The organism is Pseudomonas sp. PDM09, assembly GCF_014852305.1.
Lineage (GTDB): Bacteria > Pseudomonadota > Gammaproteobacteria > Pseudomonadales > Pseudomonadaceae > Aquipseudomonas.
In genome coordinates, this window is sequence record NZ_JACVBI010000002.1 from 858,687 (window position 1) to 875,669 (window position 16,983).

At 59.7% G+C, this 16,983-nt stretch carries 13 protein-coding genes, 1 tRNA gene and 1 pseudogene; 12 read left to right on the plus strand and 3 right to left on the minus strand.

All coding sequences use genetic code 11. The features are described 5' to 3' along the window. Positions 1–225 precede the first annotated feature (225 nt). The 9 genes from IB250_RS08565 to IB250_RS08605 all read left to right on the plus strand — a co-directional run bounded on the left by IB250_RS08565 (position 226) and on the right by IB250_RS08605 (position 8,196). Positions 226–984, plus strand: coding sequence for a carbon-nitrogen hydrolase family protein (locus tag IB250_RS08565; protein WP_192343765.1), 759 nt, complete (start codon positions 226–228; stop codon positions 982–984). After that, positions 985–1,428: a GNAT family N-acetyltransferase gene (locus IB250_RS08570; protein WP_192343766.1), complete on the plus strand. Its 444-nt coding sequence runs from the start codon at positions 985–987 to the stop codon at positions 1,426–1,428. It begins immediately after the preceding gene. A gap of 127 nt (positions 1,429–1,555) precedes the next feature. Continuing rightward, the gene (gene uvrY / locus IB250_RS08575; RefSeq protein WP_008015884.1) at positions 1,556–2,197 is read left to right on the plus strand and encodes a UvrY/SirA/GacA family response regulator transcription factor; all 642 of its coding nucleotides are present in this window, start codon (positions 1,556–1,558) and stop codon (positions 2,195–2,197) included. A 2-nt stretch (positions 2,198–2,199) separates the two neighbouring features. Then, positions 2,200–4,023, plus strand: a complete 1,824-nt coding sequence (gene uvrC / locus IB250_RS08580) for an excinuclease ABC subunit UvrC (RefSeq protein ID WP_063340136.1) — start codon at positions 2,200–2,202, stop codon at positions 4,021–4,023. Positions 4,024–4,056: 33 nt separating this feature from the next. Continuing rightward, the gene (gene pgsA, locus IB250_RS08585; protein WP_008066866.1) at positions 4,057–4,617 is read left to right on the plus strand and encodes a CDP-diacylglycerol--glycerol-3-phosphate 3-phosphatidyltransferase; all 561 of its coding nucleotides are present in this window, start codon (positions 4,057–4,059) and stop codon (positions 4,615–4,617) included. 63 nt (positions 4,618–4,680) lie between these two features. Then, positions 4,681–4,756: transfer RNA gene (locus tag IB250_RS08590), tRNA-Gly, on the plus strand. Positions 4,757–5,227: 471 nt separating this feature from the next. Next, a complete protein-coding gene (locus IB250_RS08595; protein WP_123494982.1) occupies positions 5,228–5,848 on the plus strand; it encodes a TetR/AcrR family transcriptional regulator in 621 nt (206 codons plus the stop codon). A gap of 244 nt (positions 5,849–6,092) precedes the next feature. Further along, on the plus strand, positions 6,093–6,872 hold the full coding sequence (locus IB250_RS08600; protein WP_192343767.1) for a thioesterase family protein: 780 nt from the start codon (positions 6,093–6,095) through the stop codon (positions 6,870–6,872). A 52-nt stretch (positions 6,873–6,924) separates the two neighbouring features. Next, positions 6,925–8,196 (plus strand): OmpP1/FadL family transporter, encoded by a 1,272-nt coding sequence (locus IB250_RS08605; protein ID WP_192343768.1) that lies wholly within the window; start codon positions 6,925–6,927, stop codon positions 8,194–8,196. Between the two features lie 57 nt (positions 8,197–8,253). On the opposite strand, the gene IB250_RS08610 is transcribed toward IB250_RS08605, so the two are convergent. Together IB250_RS08610 and IB250_RS08615 are read right to left on the minus strand one after the other, a co-directional pair. Then, the gene (locus IB250_RS08610) at positions 8,254–9,039 is read right to left on the minus strand and encodes an SDR family NAD(P)-dependent oxidoreductase (protein WP_192343769.1); all 786 of its coding nucleotides are present in this window, start codon (positions 9,037–9,039) and stop codon (positions 8,254–8,256) included. Between the two features lie 74 nt (positions 9,040–9,113). After that, complete coding sequence (locus IB250_RS08615; RefSeq protein WP_192343813.1) at positions 9,114–10,577, minus strand: efflux transporter outer membrane subunit; 1,464 nt, start codon at positions 10,575–10,577, stop codon at positions 9,114–9,116. Positions 10,578–10,796: 219 nt separating this feature from the next. Here IB250_RS08615 and IB250_RS08620 point away from each other — a divergent pair, with 219 nt between their 5' ends. The 3 genes and pseudogenes from IB250_RS08620 to IB250_RS08630 all read left to right on the plus strand — a co-directional run. Further along, positions 10,797–11,906, plus strand: coding sequence for an efflux RND transporter periplasmic adaptor subunit (locus IB250_RS08620; protein ID WP_192343770.1), 1,110 nt, complete (start codon positions 10,797–10,799; stop codon positions 11,904–11,906). Continuing rightward, positions 11,903–14,983: an efflux RND transporter permease subunit gene (locus IB250_RS08625; protein WP_192343771.1), complete on the plus strand. Its 3,081-nt coding sequence runs from the start codon at positions 11,903–11,905 to the stop codon at positions 14,981–14,983. Before IB250_RS08620 ends, IB250_RS08625 begins: the two co-directional genes overlap by 4 nt. Positions 14,984–15,037: 54 nt before the next feature. Further along, positions 15,038–15,347, plus strand: a pseudogene (locus IB250_RS08630) (beta-ketoacyl synthase N-terminal-like domain-containing protein); the annotation flags it as partial. A 223-nt stretch (positions 15,348–15,570) separates the two neighbouring features. On the opposite strand, the gene IB250_RS08635 reads toward IB250_RS08630, so the two are convergent. Continuing rightward, positions 15,571–16,953, minus strand: a complete 1,383-nt coding sequence (locus IB250_RS08635) for an LLM class flavin-dependent oxidoreductase (protein ID WP_008073806.1) — start codon at positions 16,951–16,953, stop codon at positions 15,571–15,573. Positions 16,954–16,983 lie beyond the last annotated feature (30 nt).

The following is a 16,983-nucleotide window of genomic DNA, read 5'->3' on the forward strand; positions in this document are numbered from 1 at the left end:
CCGGGCAGCCGCAACCGAGCGCGCGGCGCTGGCGGTACGAAGCTGTGAGAGGGCGTTGAGCATGGTCTGTCTCCGATGAATGCGCCGAGCTTACTAGAGGCCGGTACGCGGATTCAATCAGAAAATGCTATCGATGATCACGGGCTTGTCTATCGCTTGAGTACGTCGGGGGTTGTGACACACTTTGCGCTGCGCCCAACAACCACAACGTCACAAGGACGAACCATGACGACACTGACTATTGCCGCCGCTCAATCGATCTCTATCGCCGGTGATCTTGCCGCCAATATGGCTAGGCATCGGCGCTTCATGCAGGTTGCTGCAGAGCAAGGCGTGCAATTGCTGGTGTTTCCGGAACTGTCACTGACCGGGTACGAACGCGGCTTGGCGGCGGAGCTGGCCATAGCGCCAGACGCCGGGGTGCTGCAACCGCTGCGCGATTTCGCGCGGGAAGTCGGTGTGACCAGTGTCGTTGGGATGCCGATTCGTCTATCAGACGATTCGTCGGTATTGATCGGAGCTCTGGTATTGGGCGCCGATGGTTCGCTTGGGGTTTACAGCAAGCAGCATCTGCACCCGGGCGAGGAGGTGGCGTTTGCTCCGGGAACGGGCGGTTCGACATTAAAGATCGGTACCGGCACCGTCGCGCTGGCGGTCTGCGCCGATTTTTCTCACGCCAGTCACGCGGCAGCCGCGGCACGGCAGGGTGCTGATCTATATGCCGCGGGCGTGTTGATCACAGAAAACGGTTACGCTCCGGATACCGCACTATTGCAAGGCTATGCTTGCACTCACTCGATGGCGGTTCTGATGGCCAATCATGGTGGCGCAACGGGTGGCTGGGAGTCGGCAGGGCGCAGTGCAATCTGGGCGGCGGACGGGACGTTGATTGTGGTGGCGCCGGGTACGGGGAACCTTATGGTCGTTGGTCGCCGCAACGCTGACGGATGGAAGGGGCAAGTCGTGGCTGTGGCGGAGGCTTGAATGGGTTTCGAATTGCGTCCGGCAACGTCTCGGGACCTGGACTTTGCCCGTGACCTGACTTGTCGAAATATGCTTCGCTACTACATTCAACATGAGCTGTTGTGGCTGGACGAGGCCTTCGATGTCGCCTGGGAGGGGCGGGAAAACTGGCTGATTGTGTGGGAGGACACGGTGATGGGTTACGTCAGCTTGAGCCGTGACGCCAGAGCCTTGTATATCCGCGAATTGCATTTACTCGAAGCGTACCAGGGGCAGGGCGCCGGTTCCTGGGCGATCGATCAGGTATTCGCCATGGCATGCAAGGAGCGACGTCCGGCATTGCGTCTGACCGTCTTTGAAAATAATCCGGCAAAAAAGCTTTACGAAAGAAAAGGCCTGAAGGTGGTCGGCAAAGACCAGTGTTTCCTGAGAATGCAGCGTGATATCAATGGACTGCATCGCTGAAACACACTGGCGGCAAGCCTCGCAAGAAGATTTGACACTTTTTAAATGCTGCTTTCCGCTAGGTCTGCCAGTTGCTTTTTGCTAAGGTGTCCGACAACCCAATAAGACCAATTCGCGAGGTGTCTGCTTGATTAGGGTGCTAGTAGTCGATGACCATGATCTCGTTCGTACAGGCATTACACGAATGCTGGCTGACATCGATGGCCTGCAAGTAGTCGGTCAGGCCGAGTCAGGGGAGGAATCCCTGCTCAAAGCGCGTGAGTTGAAACCCGATGTGGTGCTGATGGACGTCAAGATGCCCGGGATCGGCGGTCTCGAAGCCACGCGCAAATTACTGCGCAGTCATCCGGACATCAAAGTCGTCGCGGTCACCGTGTGCGAAGAAGATCCGTTTCCCACCCGGTTGTTACAGGCAGGTGCCGCAGGTTACCTGACCAAGGGCGCCGGATTGCCGGAAATGGTTCAGGCCATCCGCCTGGTGTTTGCCGGGCAACGCTATATCAGCCCGCAAATTGCCCAGCAACTGGCGATCAAGTCGTTCCAGCCAACCAATGATTCGCCCTTCGATGCCTTGTCGGAGCGGGAAATCCAGATTGCGTTGATGATTGTCGGTTGTCAGAAGGTGCAGATCATTTCCGACAAACTGTGCCTGTCGCCCAAAACAGTGAATACCTACCGTTACCGTATTTTCGAGAAGCTTTCGATCAGCAGCGATGTCGAATTGACGCTGCTGGCGGTTCGTCACGGCATGGTTGATGCCAGCCTCTGAAAATGACTGAAATCTTCGATCCAAGTGCTTTTCTGTCGACAGTCAGTGGTCGGCCGGGCGTCTATCGCATGTTCGACAGCGATGCGCGCCTGCTCTATGTAGGCAAAGCGAAAAATCTCAAGAAGCGTTTGGCGAGTTACTTTCGCAAAGCTGGTCTTGCCCCCAAGACTGCTGCGCTGGTAGGCCGTATTGCCCAAGTCGAAACCACCATCACGGCCAACGAAACCGAGGCCTTGCTGCTTGAGCAGACGCTCATCAAGGAATGGCGTCCGCCGTACAATATCCTGCTGCGCGACGACAAATCCTACCCTTATGTCTTTCTCTCGGATGGCCAGTTCCCACGCTTGAGCATTCATCGCGGGGCGAAAAAGGCCAAGGGCAAATATTTCGGCCCTTATCCCAGCGCGGGTGCGATTCGCGAAAGCCTGAGCCTGCTGCAAAAGGCGTTTTTCGTTCGTCAGTGTGAAGACAGCTTTTACAAGAACCGGGCTCGACCTTGTCTGCAATACCAGATCAAACGCTGCAAGGCGCCGTGTGTGGGGCTGGTGGAGCCCGAGGTGTATGCCGAAGATGTACGCCACTCGGTGATGTTTCTTGAAGGGCGCAGCAACGCTCTGGCGGACGAGTTGTCTGCGGCCATGGAAGAGGCGGCGGTCAACCTCGAATTCGAGCGCGCCGCCGAGCTGCGTGACCAGATCTCATTGCTGCGTCGGGTCCAGGACCAGCAGAGCATGGAAGGCGGGACAGGCGATGTCGATGTGATTGCGGCGTTCGTCAACCCAGGTGGCGCCTGCGTACACTTGATCAGCGTGCGCGGTGGTCGGGTGTTGGGGAGCAAGAACTTCTTTCCGCAGGTGGGTATTGAGGAAGACGTTTCTGAAGTCATGGCAGCGTTTCTTGGCCAATACTTCATCAGCAGTCCCGAACGGGACTTGCCGAGCGAGCTGATCGTCAACGTGGTTCACGAAGATTTTCCGACCCTGATCGCAGCCATCGAAGAGCTGCGCGGTCGAGAATTGACCATCAGCCATCGAGTACGAGGCACCCGGGCGCGCTGGCAGCAATTGGCGGTCACTAATGCCGAGCAAGCGCTGGGCGCACGTCTGGCTAACCGGCAACACGTTGCGGCCCGTTTCGATGCGCTGGCCGAAGTGCTGAACCTGGACGAGCCGCCGCAACGTCTTGAGTGTTACGACATCAGCCATTCCAGCGGTGAGGCCACTGTGGCGTCCTGCGTGGTGTTCGGCCCGGAAGGCCCGATCAAGTCCGACTACCGCCGCTATAACATTGAAGGCGTTACCCCGGGTGATGACTATGCTGCGATGCACCAGGCCTTGACCCGGCGCTTCAGTAAATTGAAGGACGGCGAGGGCAAGTTGCCGGACATCCTGCTGGTCGACGGCGGCAAAGGTCAGCTATCCATGGCGCGTGACGTGCTTAACGAACTGGCTGTGCCAGACCTGATTCTCTTGGGTGTGGCCAAGGGCGCGACGCGCAAGGCCGGTTTTGAAACCCTGTACCTCAACGACGCAGCCCATGAGTTCACCTTGCGCGGCGATTCCCCCGCGCTGCATTTGATCCAGCAGATACGCGACGAAGCGCACCGTTTCGCCATTACGGGGCACCGCGCACGTCGTGGCAAAACTCGCCGCACGTCTACACTTGAGGGCGTTGCCGGTGTCGGACCGACACGTCGGCGCGATTTGTTAAAACATTTTGGTGGATTGCAGGAGCTGTCTCGTGCCAGCATCGAAGAGATCGCCAAAGCACCCGGAATCAGCAAAAAGCTCGCAGAGTTGATTTATGCAAATCTGCACAGCGAGTAGAATGCCCAACTCACCTCGTAGCCAGTTGTGCCGATGAATATCCCTAATCTGATTACCGTTCTACGCGTCCTGCTCATCCCGATCTTCATTTTGCTGTTTTACTTGCCTTACCACTGGAGCTATCTGGCGTCTGCCTCGGTCTTCGCCTTTGCCGCCGCGACCGACTGGCTCGACGGGTATCTTGCCCGTCGTCTGGAACAAAGCACTCCTTTCGGGGCCTTCCTCGATCCTGTTGCAGACAAGCTGATGGTCGCCGTTGCGCTGGTTCTGCTGGTACAAGAGCATGGCAACCTGTGGCTCACGCTGCCGGCCGCCGTTATCATCGGTCGCGAAATTGTTGTCTCGGCGCTGCGCGAGTGGATGGCCGAACTCGGTGCCCGCGCCCATGTAGCGGTGTCGAACCTGGGCAAATGGAAAACCGCCGCGCAGATGCTGGCGCTGGTGATCCTGCTGGCCAATCCTTCGGACTTCAGCTTCTGGGTCCTGATGGGTTATGCCTTGTTGTTGGTGTCCGCTGGCCTGACGTTGTGGTCCATGGTCCAATACTTGCGGGCTGCCTGGCCGCATCTGAAAACGGACGTGGAAAAGAAATAAACTTTTTTTGAATCAAGGGGTTGACGGGGGGTGTGGATTCTATAGAATGCGCCTCACCAAGACGCGGGAATAGCTCAGTTGGTAGAGCACGACCTTGCCAAGGTCGGGGTCGCGAGTTCGAGTCTCGTTTCCCGCTCCAAATATTGCGCTGCAGAGTTCCACTGAATTCTGTAAGCGATTGAAATAAGGACCTTCGGGTCCTTTTTTCGTTCCGGCGGGAACCACTGAAATCCAGCACTATCCAGCACCATCCAGTGCGTTTAAGTCCAGGATTAAGTCCAGGATTCTGATGCGTACGGAGTCGGTTTGCTGCTGGAGCAGTTTGTGTACCGAGATGAGTGTCCGGCCCTGACTCTGTTCAGGAGCTCGCGATGGCGCTCTCAGAAATGTCGATTCGGCACGCCCAAATCACTGGTATTGACTACATGCTTGGTGACAGTGACGGCCTCACGCTCAATGTGACGGCCAGCGGTGGTGTACCCTATCCATATGCCGACACAGCAAGACCATGGTAAGGGGGGGCATGCTTACGTCTGGCATGGTGGCGTGTGACTATGCTATAAATAAGTCACAAGTTGTCAACCACCTTTGGGGTGCGTAAGCTACAGGAATGAACCATCCACCAATTTCTTCGCCCGGCGCCCGGGGCCCAGCTGATCACGACATTCGAGACCAGATTGTCGCGGCGGCCAATGAGCACTTCAGCCAATACGGTTACAGCAAAACCACGGTTTCCGACTTGGCCAAAGCCATCGGGTTTTCCAAGGCTTACATCTACAAGTTCTTCGATTCCAAGCAAGCGATTGGTGAGGCCATTTGCTCAAGCTGCCTGGCACAAATCGTCGCAGCCGTGGAGCAGGCTATCAGCGAAGAGGGGATTTCTTCGACGGAACGCTTTCGTCGCTTGGTCAAGACCCTTATCACTACGGGCTTGGACCTGTTTTTCAACGACCGCAAGCTCTATGATATCGCTGCATTCGCCGCCTCGGAGCGTTGGCCCAGCTCGCTGGTGTATGACGCACGGATCAAGCAGTTTGTAGTACAGGTTGTGCGCGAAGGGCGCGAAAGTGGAGAGTTTGAGCGCAAGACTCCCCTGGATGAAACCGTAGAAGCGATACACCTGACCCTTCGGCCTTTCGTCAATCCTCTGTTGCTCCAGCATAGCCTTGATCACGTCGAGGTCGCGCCGACGCTTACCTCGAACCTCATCCTGCGTAGCCTTATGCCCTGAGTGTGGCTGCAGTGATGCAGCCACACCAATCCAAATAACTTTTTTGCATTTGGTTTGCATCTGACTGAATAGTTTCCATTTGCTCAAATTGTGACTATTGACACAAAAGGTCACCTGAATAAATATGGCGCATCGGCTTTTGAGGAATTGCCATGAACATGCGTCGGCATCGACATTTTTCCGATTCCATTCCATTCCGATTCCGTCTTCGAGTACGCGTTCAGTGCACAGGGTGGGCGTTGATATGACGAGCTTTGCTCAGGTGCTGGCGCAATTTGATCCGGGCGTGCCGTTTGTTTCTCCGCCCAATTGGCAGCAGGGCCGGACGATTTTTGGCGGCCTGTCGGCGGCGTTGTCGTTGGAGGCGGTTCTGCGCGAGCGCCCGCAGGGCTTTCCTCCATTCAAGTCGGCGCAAGTGTCATTCATAGGTCCGGTCACGCAGCCCCAGGTGTTCAATACAAGCGTGTTGCGCCAAGGGCGATCCGTGACTTCGGTATCGGTCGACTGCAAGTCGGGCGATGAACTGGCGTTGCGCACGACCTTGCTGTTCGCTCAACCACGAGCCAGCAAAATTACCCATGAGGCGTGGGGATGCCCGTTGGTAGAGGGGCCATCGCGGTACCGCACGCTGGAGCTGGACCACAGCTTTGCGCCTGCCTGCGCGTTCAACTTCGAGATGCGTCCCGCGGGCGGCTCACTGCCGGTATCCGGTGCGGAAAATCCCGAGTTGCTGATGTGGGTCCGTCACCTCGATGCCCAGGGGGTTGACCCGGCGGTGGCCCTGATCGCCCTCGCTGACAGTCTGCCGCCTGCCGCTATGACGTGCTTTATAGAGCCTGCGGCCATCAGCTCGGCTTCCTGGACAATCGATCTGCCGCAGCCCGCCGTGGCCGGCGAATGGTTTCTCATCAGTTCCTTCAGCCAACAGGCCTTGGAGGGCTACTCGTTACAGGATATGGAGATCTGGGACGAAAGCGGTCGGCGGGTGCTTTGGGCGCGCCAGACCGTGGCGATTTTTACCTAGTACAAAAACAAACTGTTCCACCACCTCTGCAATTGTTCCTAGAGTCCTAATAATGAAAAGAATCTTGCTCAAGACCCCCGTGAGTCTCGCCGTTGCGCTTGCATCATCCCAAGTGTTTGCCAGTGGCTTTGCGCTGAACGAACAAAGCATCAGCGCGATGGGGTCGGGATTCGCCGGCCGCTCTTCCTCGGCTGAAGATGCGAGCACCGTCTTCGGCAATCCGGCGGGCATGTCTCGCTTGAAGAAAGAGCAGGTCAGCCTCGGCGCTGCGACGCTGTTTGCCAAGAGCGATATCAGCCAGACACGCAGCACTTTCGGTGGCCAGGAAGACGGTGACATGGTGCCGACCACCACGGTGCCGATGGGTTACTACGTCAAGCCGGTGGATGAGCACTGGGCCGTCGGCGTTGGCTTTTATGTGCCATTCGGTCTGATCACCGATTACGGCAGCGACTTTGCCGGGCGTTACTACGGCAACAAAAGCGAAGTGACGACGCTGACCTTCCAGCCCACCGTCAGCTATGCCTTCAACGACAAGGTGTCGATTGGGTTCGGTCCGACCATCAACCGGATCAGCGGTGAGATCTCCGGGATGGTGCCCAATCCTCTGAGCCCCGGCAGCAACGATGGGAAGCTGAAAAGCAACGGCGATGACACGGCGCTCGGCTTCAATGCCGGCATCCTGGTGCAGGCCACGGACCAGACCCGCCTGGGGCTGACTTATCACTCCAAGGTCAGTTATCACCTGGACGCCAAGTCCAAGCTCACTGGCGGGATTTTCAGTGTAGTGGGGGTCAGCGGGCGTAGCTATGACGCGTCGCTGGATGTGGACCTTCCGGAGTCGGTTGATCTCTCGCTCACCCATCAGCTCAATGATGACTGGACCCTTTATCTGGGAAGCACCTGGACACGCTGGAGTCGCTTCAAGGAGCTGACCATCGAGAACTCAGGCTTGCCTGCGCTGCTGAGCGGCGCGCTGGGTACTGTCAGAGAAGAACAGAACTGGCATGACACCTGGGCCCATGCAATCGGCGCGGCGTATAAGCTGAACGATCAGTGGGTGCTGCGCGCAGGCTTGTCGGTCGATCAGTCGCCGGCCAACAACACCAACCGTGGGCCTCGGATTCCAACTGGTGACCGCACAGTGCTCAGCTTCGGTGCCGGCTGGACGCCGGTACAGGATGTAACGATCGACCTGGCTTATTCCTACTTGCAGGAAGAGAGCGTGCGGGTCAACGAAACCTCTGCGACCCGTGGTGCGTACAGTTCCAAATACCGCAACAGTGCCAGCGGTTTCGGTACCTCAATCAGCTATCGCTTCTAACGCGACATGCCGTGTGCCGGGAGCTTGTGCGGCTCCCGGTCCCTTGCAATATCCCGCTCATGCACCCATGACATTCGCCATCAGGCGTTGGTGCAGCCAGCGTGGCGTGGCCCAGGTCAACACCGTGAGCGCCTTGTTGCCGAAACCGGGTACTACACTCATGCGTCCGGCTTGCAGCGCGCGGATGCCGGCGCGAACCACCGGTTGAGGTTGCATCATCACCATTTTCAGCGCTGGGGTAAGTTTCTGACTGGCGCTTTGGACAAACCCGGTGTCGGACAGGCCCGGGCACAGTGCGGTCACGACGACACCATCGCCCTTGAGTTCCTGATGCAGCGCCTCGGAGAAGCGAAGCACGTAGGCCTTAGCCGCTGAATAGACCGCGAAATTCTTCACGCCTTGGTAAGACAGCAGGCTTGCGATGTGCAAGATGTGCCCGCGATGCCGGGGGCGCATGTCTGCGGCGAAGAGACGAGTCAGGGTGGTCAGGCCAGCGATGTCTAGATCGATCATTGCCAGGGACTGGTCAAGGGAGTGATCCAGGAAAGGGCCCTGCAATCCATGGCCGGCGTTGTTGATGAGCACATCAATCGCAATGCGGCGCCGGGTCAGCCGTTCGTGTAGCTCGATAATCGCCGGGATCGAAGACAGGTCTACCTGCTCGACGATGACCTCAATGCCGAAGCGCTCGCGCAGCTGGGCCGACAGCGCTTCAAGCCTGTCCAGCCTGCGGGCTACTAGAACGAGGGACTTTCCCTGTGCTGCGTATTGCCGGGCGAACTCCTCGCCAAAGCCGCTGGAGGCGCCCGTGATGAGCACCCAGGAATTCTCGTTGGTTTTCATGTTGCTGGACTCCGGTTTTAAAGACTGAAAACAACAGTGACGGGGCCAAGTGAACGGCTGGTGTTCATGTCCGGTCATCGGCTCGCTACAGGCTGTGGTGGCTGCGGCGCTTGCCAGCCGCCACCGAGGGCCTTGAATGCCGCGACCGCTGCGCGCGCCGATTCGGTCCGTGCTTGTGCCCGGGCATCGGATGCCTGGAGCAGCGTCTCGTCGGTGTTGAGGACGTCGATCAGGCTGGCCGTACCTTTCTGATAAGCAATAAAGGACGACTGGCGCGCCTCGCTCAATGACGCTTCGCCTGCGGTGAGCGTGGTGGCCTGGGATTCTCGGTTCACTAGGGCGGAGAACGCGTTCTCGACATCCTCGGTGGCCCGTAGCGCAGATTGACGATAGGCGGCCAGCGCTTCAGCTTCCTGTCCCTTGGCCTGGTCGATCTGGGCGTTGATCCGGCCAAAGTCGAACAGCCTCCAGCGCAGACCCAGCGCGCCCGACGCCTGGCTGGCGCCGCCTGAGAACAGGTGCCCGGCCGATACGGCGGTGGCACTGCCGAGCAACGCACTGAGGGAAAATTTCGGGTAGTACTCGGCAATGGCCTCGCCGATGCGGGCATTGGAGGAAGCGAGGCGGCGCTCGGCGACGATGAGGTCCGGCCGGCGGCGCAATAGGTCAGCCGGCGTCCCCATCCCGGTAATTTGTGGAGGCAGCGGAATGCTGCCGATCCCGGCCAGTTGCTGGCGATGGGTGCCCGGCGGTGTGCCGAGCATGACATCCAATGCATTCATGGCGGCATCCAGGCCGGTCTGCAGGACTGGCACCGTTGCCTGGACCTGAGCAAGCGCGCCCTCGGTCTGGCGGACCTGATAGCTGGCGGCGAGGCCTTTGCTGTAGAGCAGCTGGACTTTCTCCAGCAAGTCCTGCTGGGTCTTGACCTGGCGGTTCGCAATGTCCAGCCGCGCCTGCAAGCCGCGCAGGGTGATGTAGGTGTCAGCAGTCTGCGCGGCGACGGCCAGTCTCGTGGCGGCGGCACCGGCCTCGGAGGCTTGGTACTCAGCTAGTGCGGCTTCGCGTCCGCGTCGCAGGCCACCAAAGACATCCAGTTCCCAGCTCGCGCCTAGGTCCAGCTCGTAGGCGTTTCCGTACCGATCAAAGCCGGGCGTCGAATCGAGCACCTGGCCCAGCGGCGTCTCGACGGATTGATAGGCGCGTGCGGCCTGGCCACTGATATTTCCCGAGGGCAGCAGGGCGGCATTGGCCGCGCCAAGGCCGGCTCGGGCCTGGGCAACGCGCGCTGATGCCTGGACAAGGTCGAGGTTCTGTTCCAGGGCCTTGGCGATGAAATCGCTCAACACCGGGTCGCCAAAACCCTCCCACCAGGTTGTGAGGCTGGCCTGTGATGCGCCGCTCCTTTGCTCGATAGAAGACTGGCCCAGGAAACGATCCGAAAGCGCAGCGTCCGGGCGCTGGTAGTCCGGACCGACCGCGCAGCCGGCCATCAAGCTGGCGCCTACTAATAAAACAATGGGGCGGAGGGGTGACATCAAGGTTTCCTCGGGATCGACATTGGTGACCATACTATCGTATGGTCACAAGCTGTCAATTGGTGATGAATACTACTGTATGGATCTCAGGCCTCCTGTTTACTGAAGATTATCCGGACATCAAGCTGACTGAAAACAAAATTAGATTGGTGACCGTTGACAGTATTGGTCACGAGCGTAAGAATGGGCTCCCAGTCCTCTGCTCAATAAAGGGAACCTATGCTCCGGCTCCGACCTTTCACCCTGGCCGCTTGCTTGTTGCCTCTCGTCCTTACGGCGTGTGGCGACTCATCCACTGCCATCGATCCGCGCACGCTTGCCCCTTTGGTGAGGGTCGCGCAAGTGCAGGGGGCGTCCGCCAGCGCTCGCTCTTTCACCGGTGTTGTGGCGGCGCGGGTCCAGAGCGACCTGGGCTTTCGCGTTTCCGGCAAGGTGCTGGAGCGGGTGGTGGATGCCGGCCAGACCGTTAAAAAGGGCCAGCCTTTGATGCGCCTGGACCCGATCGACCTGGGATTGCAGGCGCGAGCCCAGCAAGAAGCCGTCACGGCCGCCCGCGCCCGGGCCAAGCAGACTGCGGATGACGAGGCGCGGTATCGCGAGCTGGTGGCCGCCGGGGCGATTTCGGCGTCGGGCTACGACCAGATCAAAGCCGCAGCCGATACCGCCAAGGCCCAACTCAGCGCTGCCGAGGCGCAAGCTGATGTGGCCCGCAATGCATCCGGCTACGCGGTGCTCCTCGCCGACGCCGACGGCGTGGTAATGGACACGCTGGCCGAGCCGGGGCAGGTCGTCAGCCCCGGGCAACCCGTGGTTCGACTGGCGCGAGCCGGGCAGCGCGAAGCCGTCGTGCAACTGCCCGAGACCCTGCGGCCAGCCGTCGGGTCCAGCGCGCAGGCGACGCTGTACGGCAGCACCAGCGGGGCCGTCACCGCGAAACTGAGGTTGCTTTCCGATTCGGCTGACCGGGTGACCCGCACCTTTGAAGCGCGCTATGTGCTGGAAGGCGCCCTGGCCAACGCACCGCTGGGCTCGACCGTCACACTGCGCATCGCCGAAGGCGCGACCCAGGGGCAGGTGGTGCAGGTGCCGATTGCTGCGTTGTACGACCCGGGCAATGGCACCGGCGTGTGGGCCATCGACGGCGAACCGGCAAAAGTCACCTGGCGTGCGGTGCAGGTCCTGGGCTTGAGCGACGACGCTGCGCGCGTCACAGGTCGCCTCAACGTCGGCGAACAGATCATCGGCCTGGGCGCACATCTGCTGCGTGAAGGCGAGTCAGTCAGGCTGCTTCCACAAAACGATGTGAAGGTCGCCGGGAGCCGCCAATGAGCCTCAATCTTTCGGCCCTCGCTGTACGCGAGCGCTCCATCACGGTGTTTCTGATTTTTCTGATTGCTGTCGCCGGGACCTTGGCTTTCTTCAAGCTGGGCCGCGCGGAGGATCCGCCGTTCACGGTCAAACAACTGACCGTTATCACGGCCTGGCCCGGCGCGACGGCGCAGGAGATGCAGGACCAGGTGGCCGAGCCCCTGGAGAAACGCCTGCAAGAATTGAAATGGTATGACCGCACGGAAACCTACACCCGTCCCGGTCTGGCTTTCACCATGGTCTCGCTGCTGGACCGCACGCCGCCTTCCCAGGTGCAGGAAGAGTTTTATCAGGCGCGCAAGAAGCTTGACGACGAAGCCACTAAGTTGCCGGCGGGTGTGATCGGACCATTGGTCAACGACGAGTACTCGGACGTGACATTCGCGCTTTTCGCCCTCAAGGCCAAGGGCGAGCCGCAGCGGTTGTTGGTGCGTGATGCCGAGGTCTTGCGCCAGCGCCTGTTGCACGTGGCAGGGGTGAAAAAGGTCAACATCATCGGCGAGCAGGCCGAGCGCATCTTCATCTCTTTTTCCCACGACCGGCTGGCGACCCTGGGCGTTTCCCCTCAGGACATTTTCGCCGCACTGAACAGCCAGAACGTGCTCACACCCGCCGGTTCCATCGAAACCAATGGACCACAGGTCTTCCTGCGGGTGGACGGCGCCTTCGACAAGCTGGAGAAAATCCGAGACACGCCGCTGGCCATTCAGGGCCGCACCTTGAAGCTCTCGGACGTGGCGACGGTTGAGCGCGGCTATGAGGATCCGGCCACCTTCCTGGTGCGCAACAACGGCGAAGAGGCGTTGTTGCTGGGCGTGATCATGCGCGAAGGCTGGAACGGCCTTGACCTGGGCCAGGCGCTCGATGCAGAAACAAGCAAGATCAATGAAGGCATGCCGCTGGGCATGACACTGACCAAAGTGACTGACCAAGCGGTGAACATCAATTCGGCGGTTGACGAGTTCATGATCAAGTTCTTCGTCGCCTTGCTGGTGGTGATGGTCGTCTGCTTTATCAGCATGGGCTGGCATGTCGGGATCGTGGTTGCGGCGGCTGTGCCGTTGACCCTGGCCATCGTGTTTGTGGTAATGGCAGCCACCGGGAAAAACTTTGACCGGATCACCCTGGGTTCGTTGATCCTGGCCCTCGGGCTGCTGGTGGACGACGCCATCATCGCCATCGAAATGATGGTGGTGAAAATGGAGGAGGGCTACGACCGGATCAAGGCCTCCGCGTATGCCTGGAGCCACACGGCCGCACCGATGCTGTCCGGTACGCTGGTGACCGCGATCGGCTTCATGCCCAACGGCTTCGCCCAGTCCACCGCCGGCGAGTACACCAGCAACATGTTCTGGATCGTCGGCATCGCCCTGATCGCCTCTTGGGTGGTCGCGGTGGCATTCACCCCTTACCTGGGGGTGAAAATGTTGCCGAACATCAAGAAGGTCGAAGGCGGGCATGCGGCCATCTACGACACTCCGCGCTACAACCGCTTCCGTCGGATCCTGACGCGGGTAATCGCGCGCAAATGGCTGGTGGCCGGCACGGTTATCACGTTGTTTGTCGTGGCCATCCTGGGCATGGGCCTGGTGAAGAAACAGTTCTTCCCCACCTCGGATCGCCCCGAGGTGATGATTGAAGTGCAGATGCCCTATGGCACCTCCATCGAGCAGACCAGCGCCACCACCGCCAAGATCGAGGCGTGGCTGCAAAAACAGGCGGAAGCCAAAATCATCACGGCTTACATCGGGCAGGGCGCGCCGCGCTTCTTCCTGGCAATCGCGCCGGAACTGCCGGATCCATCGTTCGCCAAGATCGTGGTCCTGACAGATAACCAGGAAGCACGGGAAACCCTCAAGTCCCGTCTGCGCGAAGCGGTCGCCGAAGGACTCGCTCCGGAGGCCCGGGTCAGGGCAACGCAGATTGTCTTCGGTCCGTATTCACCATTCCCGGTGGCTTACCGAGTAATGGGGCCTGACCCGTCGAAACTGCGGGAGATCGCAGCTCGCGTACAGGACGTCATGCAAGCCAGCCCGATGATGAGGACCGTCAACACCGACTGGGGCTCGCTGGCGCCGACGCTGCATTTCAATCTGGATCAGGACCGCTTGCAGGCGGTAGGGCTGACCTCCAGTGCCGTTGCCCAGCAACTGCAATTCCTGCTGGCCGGGGTGCCGATCACGGCGGTTCGCGAGGACATCCGTTCGGTGCAGGTGGTGGGACGCGCCGCCGGCGATATCCGCCTCGATCCGGGCCGGATCGAAGGTTTTACCCTGGTGGGTGCGGCGGGGCAGCGTATCCCCCTATCCCAGGTCGGCGAGGTGGACGTGCGCATGGAGGATCCGATCCTTCGCCGGCGTGACCGGACTGCGACCATCACGGTGCGCGGCGACATCGCCGAAGGCCTGCAACCGCCGGATGTATCGACAGCCGTCATCAAGCAGCTGCAACCGATCATCGACACGTTGCCCGATGGCTATCGGATCGAGCAGGCGGGGGCCATCGAGGAATCCGGCAAAGCCGGCCAGGCCATCGTGCCACTGGTGCCGATCATGGTGGCCCTGACGCTGCTGATCATCATCGTCCAGGTGCGTTCGATCTCGGCCATGATCATGGTGTTCTTCACCGCGCCGCTGGGGTTGATCGGCGTGGTGCCGACGCTGCTGATTTTCCATCAGCCGTTCGGTATCAACGCCCTGGTGGGGCTGATCGCGCTCTCGGGGATTCTGATGCGCAACACGCTGATCCTGATTGGGCAGATACATCAGAACGCAGAGGAGGGGCTGGACCCGTTCCACGCTGTCATCGAAGCCACCGTGCAACGGGCGCGGCCGGTGCTGCTGACGGCCCTGGCGGCGATCCTGGCGTTTATCCCGCTGACCCATTCGGTTTTCTGGGGAACGCTGGCCTACACCCTGATCGGCGGCACGTTTGTCGGAACCATCATGACGCTGGTGTTCCTGCCGGCGATGTATTCCATCTGGTTCAAGATCCGTCCGGTCAAGGCCGTGCAAACTGAAACAGTAAAGCTGGCATAAGCGATCGATCACTTGCCGCTCCAGTGAGCGTCTACAGAAATGAAGAGGTTTTCCATGAGTACTCCAGCAGGTCAAACGCGCATCGTAGTCACGGGCGTCGGCGTCGTCGGTCCCCTGGGTTGTGGCGTAGAGGAAGTCTGGAAACGGCTGCTGGCCGGACGTTCCGGCATTCGTAGCCTGCCCGAAGTATTCGCCGAGGGCACCGGCGTCGCGGTCGGCGGCCAGGTGCCGACGCTGGAAGACGATGCCGTTGCCGGAGCGCTTCATCGCCCCCAAGGACCGCAAGAAATTGGATCGCTTCATCGAGTTCGCCTTGGTGGCGGCGCAAGAGGCCCTGGATCAGGCAGGCTGGCATCCGACTGAGGTCAAATCCTTTTGGCCCCGTGAGCTGCAAGGGAAGATCGAGTTGGCGCAGCTGAATTTGCAGCCGGGCCGTGAGCATCCATTGTTCATCTGCGCCCGGCAGCGCGATCAATCCCGAGTCTGGACCTCGGCGCTGTTTCTTACGTTGTAAACGCTGATGCCCCGCGACGTTTTCCTCGAACGTTCGGCGACTGCTTGATAACGCTTGAGCAGTCGCCTTCGGGCTAAAGCGCCTTGCCGAAGCGGAATGAAGCGCCATAAGCCGAGTCGGGTAAATGGCTGCTGCCATCTTCCCTTAACCTGGACCTGAAGGTCCCGCTTTGCGGCTGGGTCCTGTAGAGGCCGCGCTTCTGTAATTCGGGAATGATCAACTCCACGAAATCTTCGAGTGTGCCAGGGCTGATCAACGGATTGATCATGTAGCCGCTGGTGCCGCTAATGCGTGCGTGTTCTTCGATCCGGTCGGCTACCTGTTGTGGGGTGCCCACCAGGATCAGGTCGCTGCCGCGGGTGACCTTGGCAAAACGTTGCTTCACATCCCCGGCGGTCAACGGCTTACCACTGCCATCGGGGTGCATGACATAGGACGTCAGCCCTTCGGTGTGGGTCGACAATGCATCGCTGTCGGCATAGCGACTGATATCAATGCCGGTGTCGCCCGCATAACTGACCAGTTGCGCTTGAAGATGGTAGTTGCTTTGCAATGCGTCATATTTGCGCTGGGCTTCAATTTCGGTTTTGGCGGTGACGATGCGCAATACGGTCAGGGACTTCACATCCTCACGTTGGCGACCGAGAGCCTGGGCCTTGGCCCATATGTCCTCCAGGCCCTGACGGATTTCCTGAGGGTTGGATTTGGCAATGAAGATCAGCTCGGCGTGCTTGGCGGCGAACTCGCGACCGCGACCCGACCAGCCGGCCTGGATCAGTAGCGGTGTGCGCTGCGGTGACGGTGAGGTGAGGTGCGGCCCGGCGACTCGATAGTGCTCGCCCACGTGGTTAATCGGCCGTACCCGATCACCCCGGGCATACAGCTGATGAGCTTTGTCCGCGACCACCGCATCGTCGGCCCAACTGCCTTCCCACAGCTTGTACACCACATCGAGAAATTCTTCGGCGCGTTCGTAGCGGTCATCGTGTTTGATCATCTGTTCAAGGCCGAAGTTACGCGCGGCGCTGGACAGATAAGAGGTCACGATGTTCCAGCCCACCCGGCCATTGGTGAGGTGGTCCAAGGTGCTGAAACGCCGAGCGTGGGAGAAGGGGTGTTCATAGCTGGTGGTAACCGTGACGCCGAACGCAAGGTTTTCGGTGACCGCGGCCAAGGCGGGAATGATCATCAACGGATCATTGGCCGGAGCTTCCACAGCCCATTTCATCGCGGCATCGGCATTGCCACCAAAGACGTCGTAGAAACCCAGCACGTCGCCGAAGAACAGCATGTCGAGGTTGGCCTGGTCGGCAATGCGCGCCAGATTCGACCAGTAGCCCAACGAGTTGATTGCCAGGCGCTCGTCAGCCGGATGCGTCCAGAGGCTCGGCGCACCTCCACAGCCCACACTGGCTTGTTCGTAGAGTGCAAACAACAGAGGTTTTGGATCGGACATCATGGCTCCTGAACAAATTTGAAGGGGCGT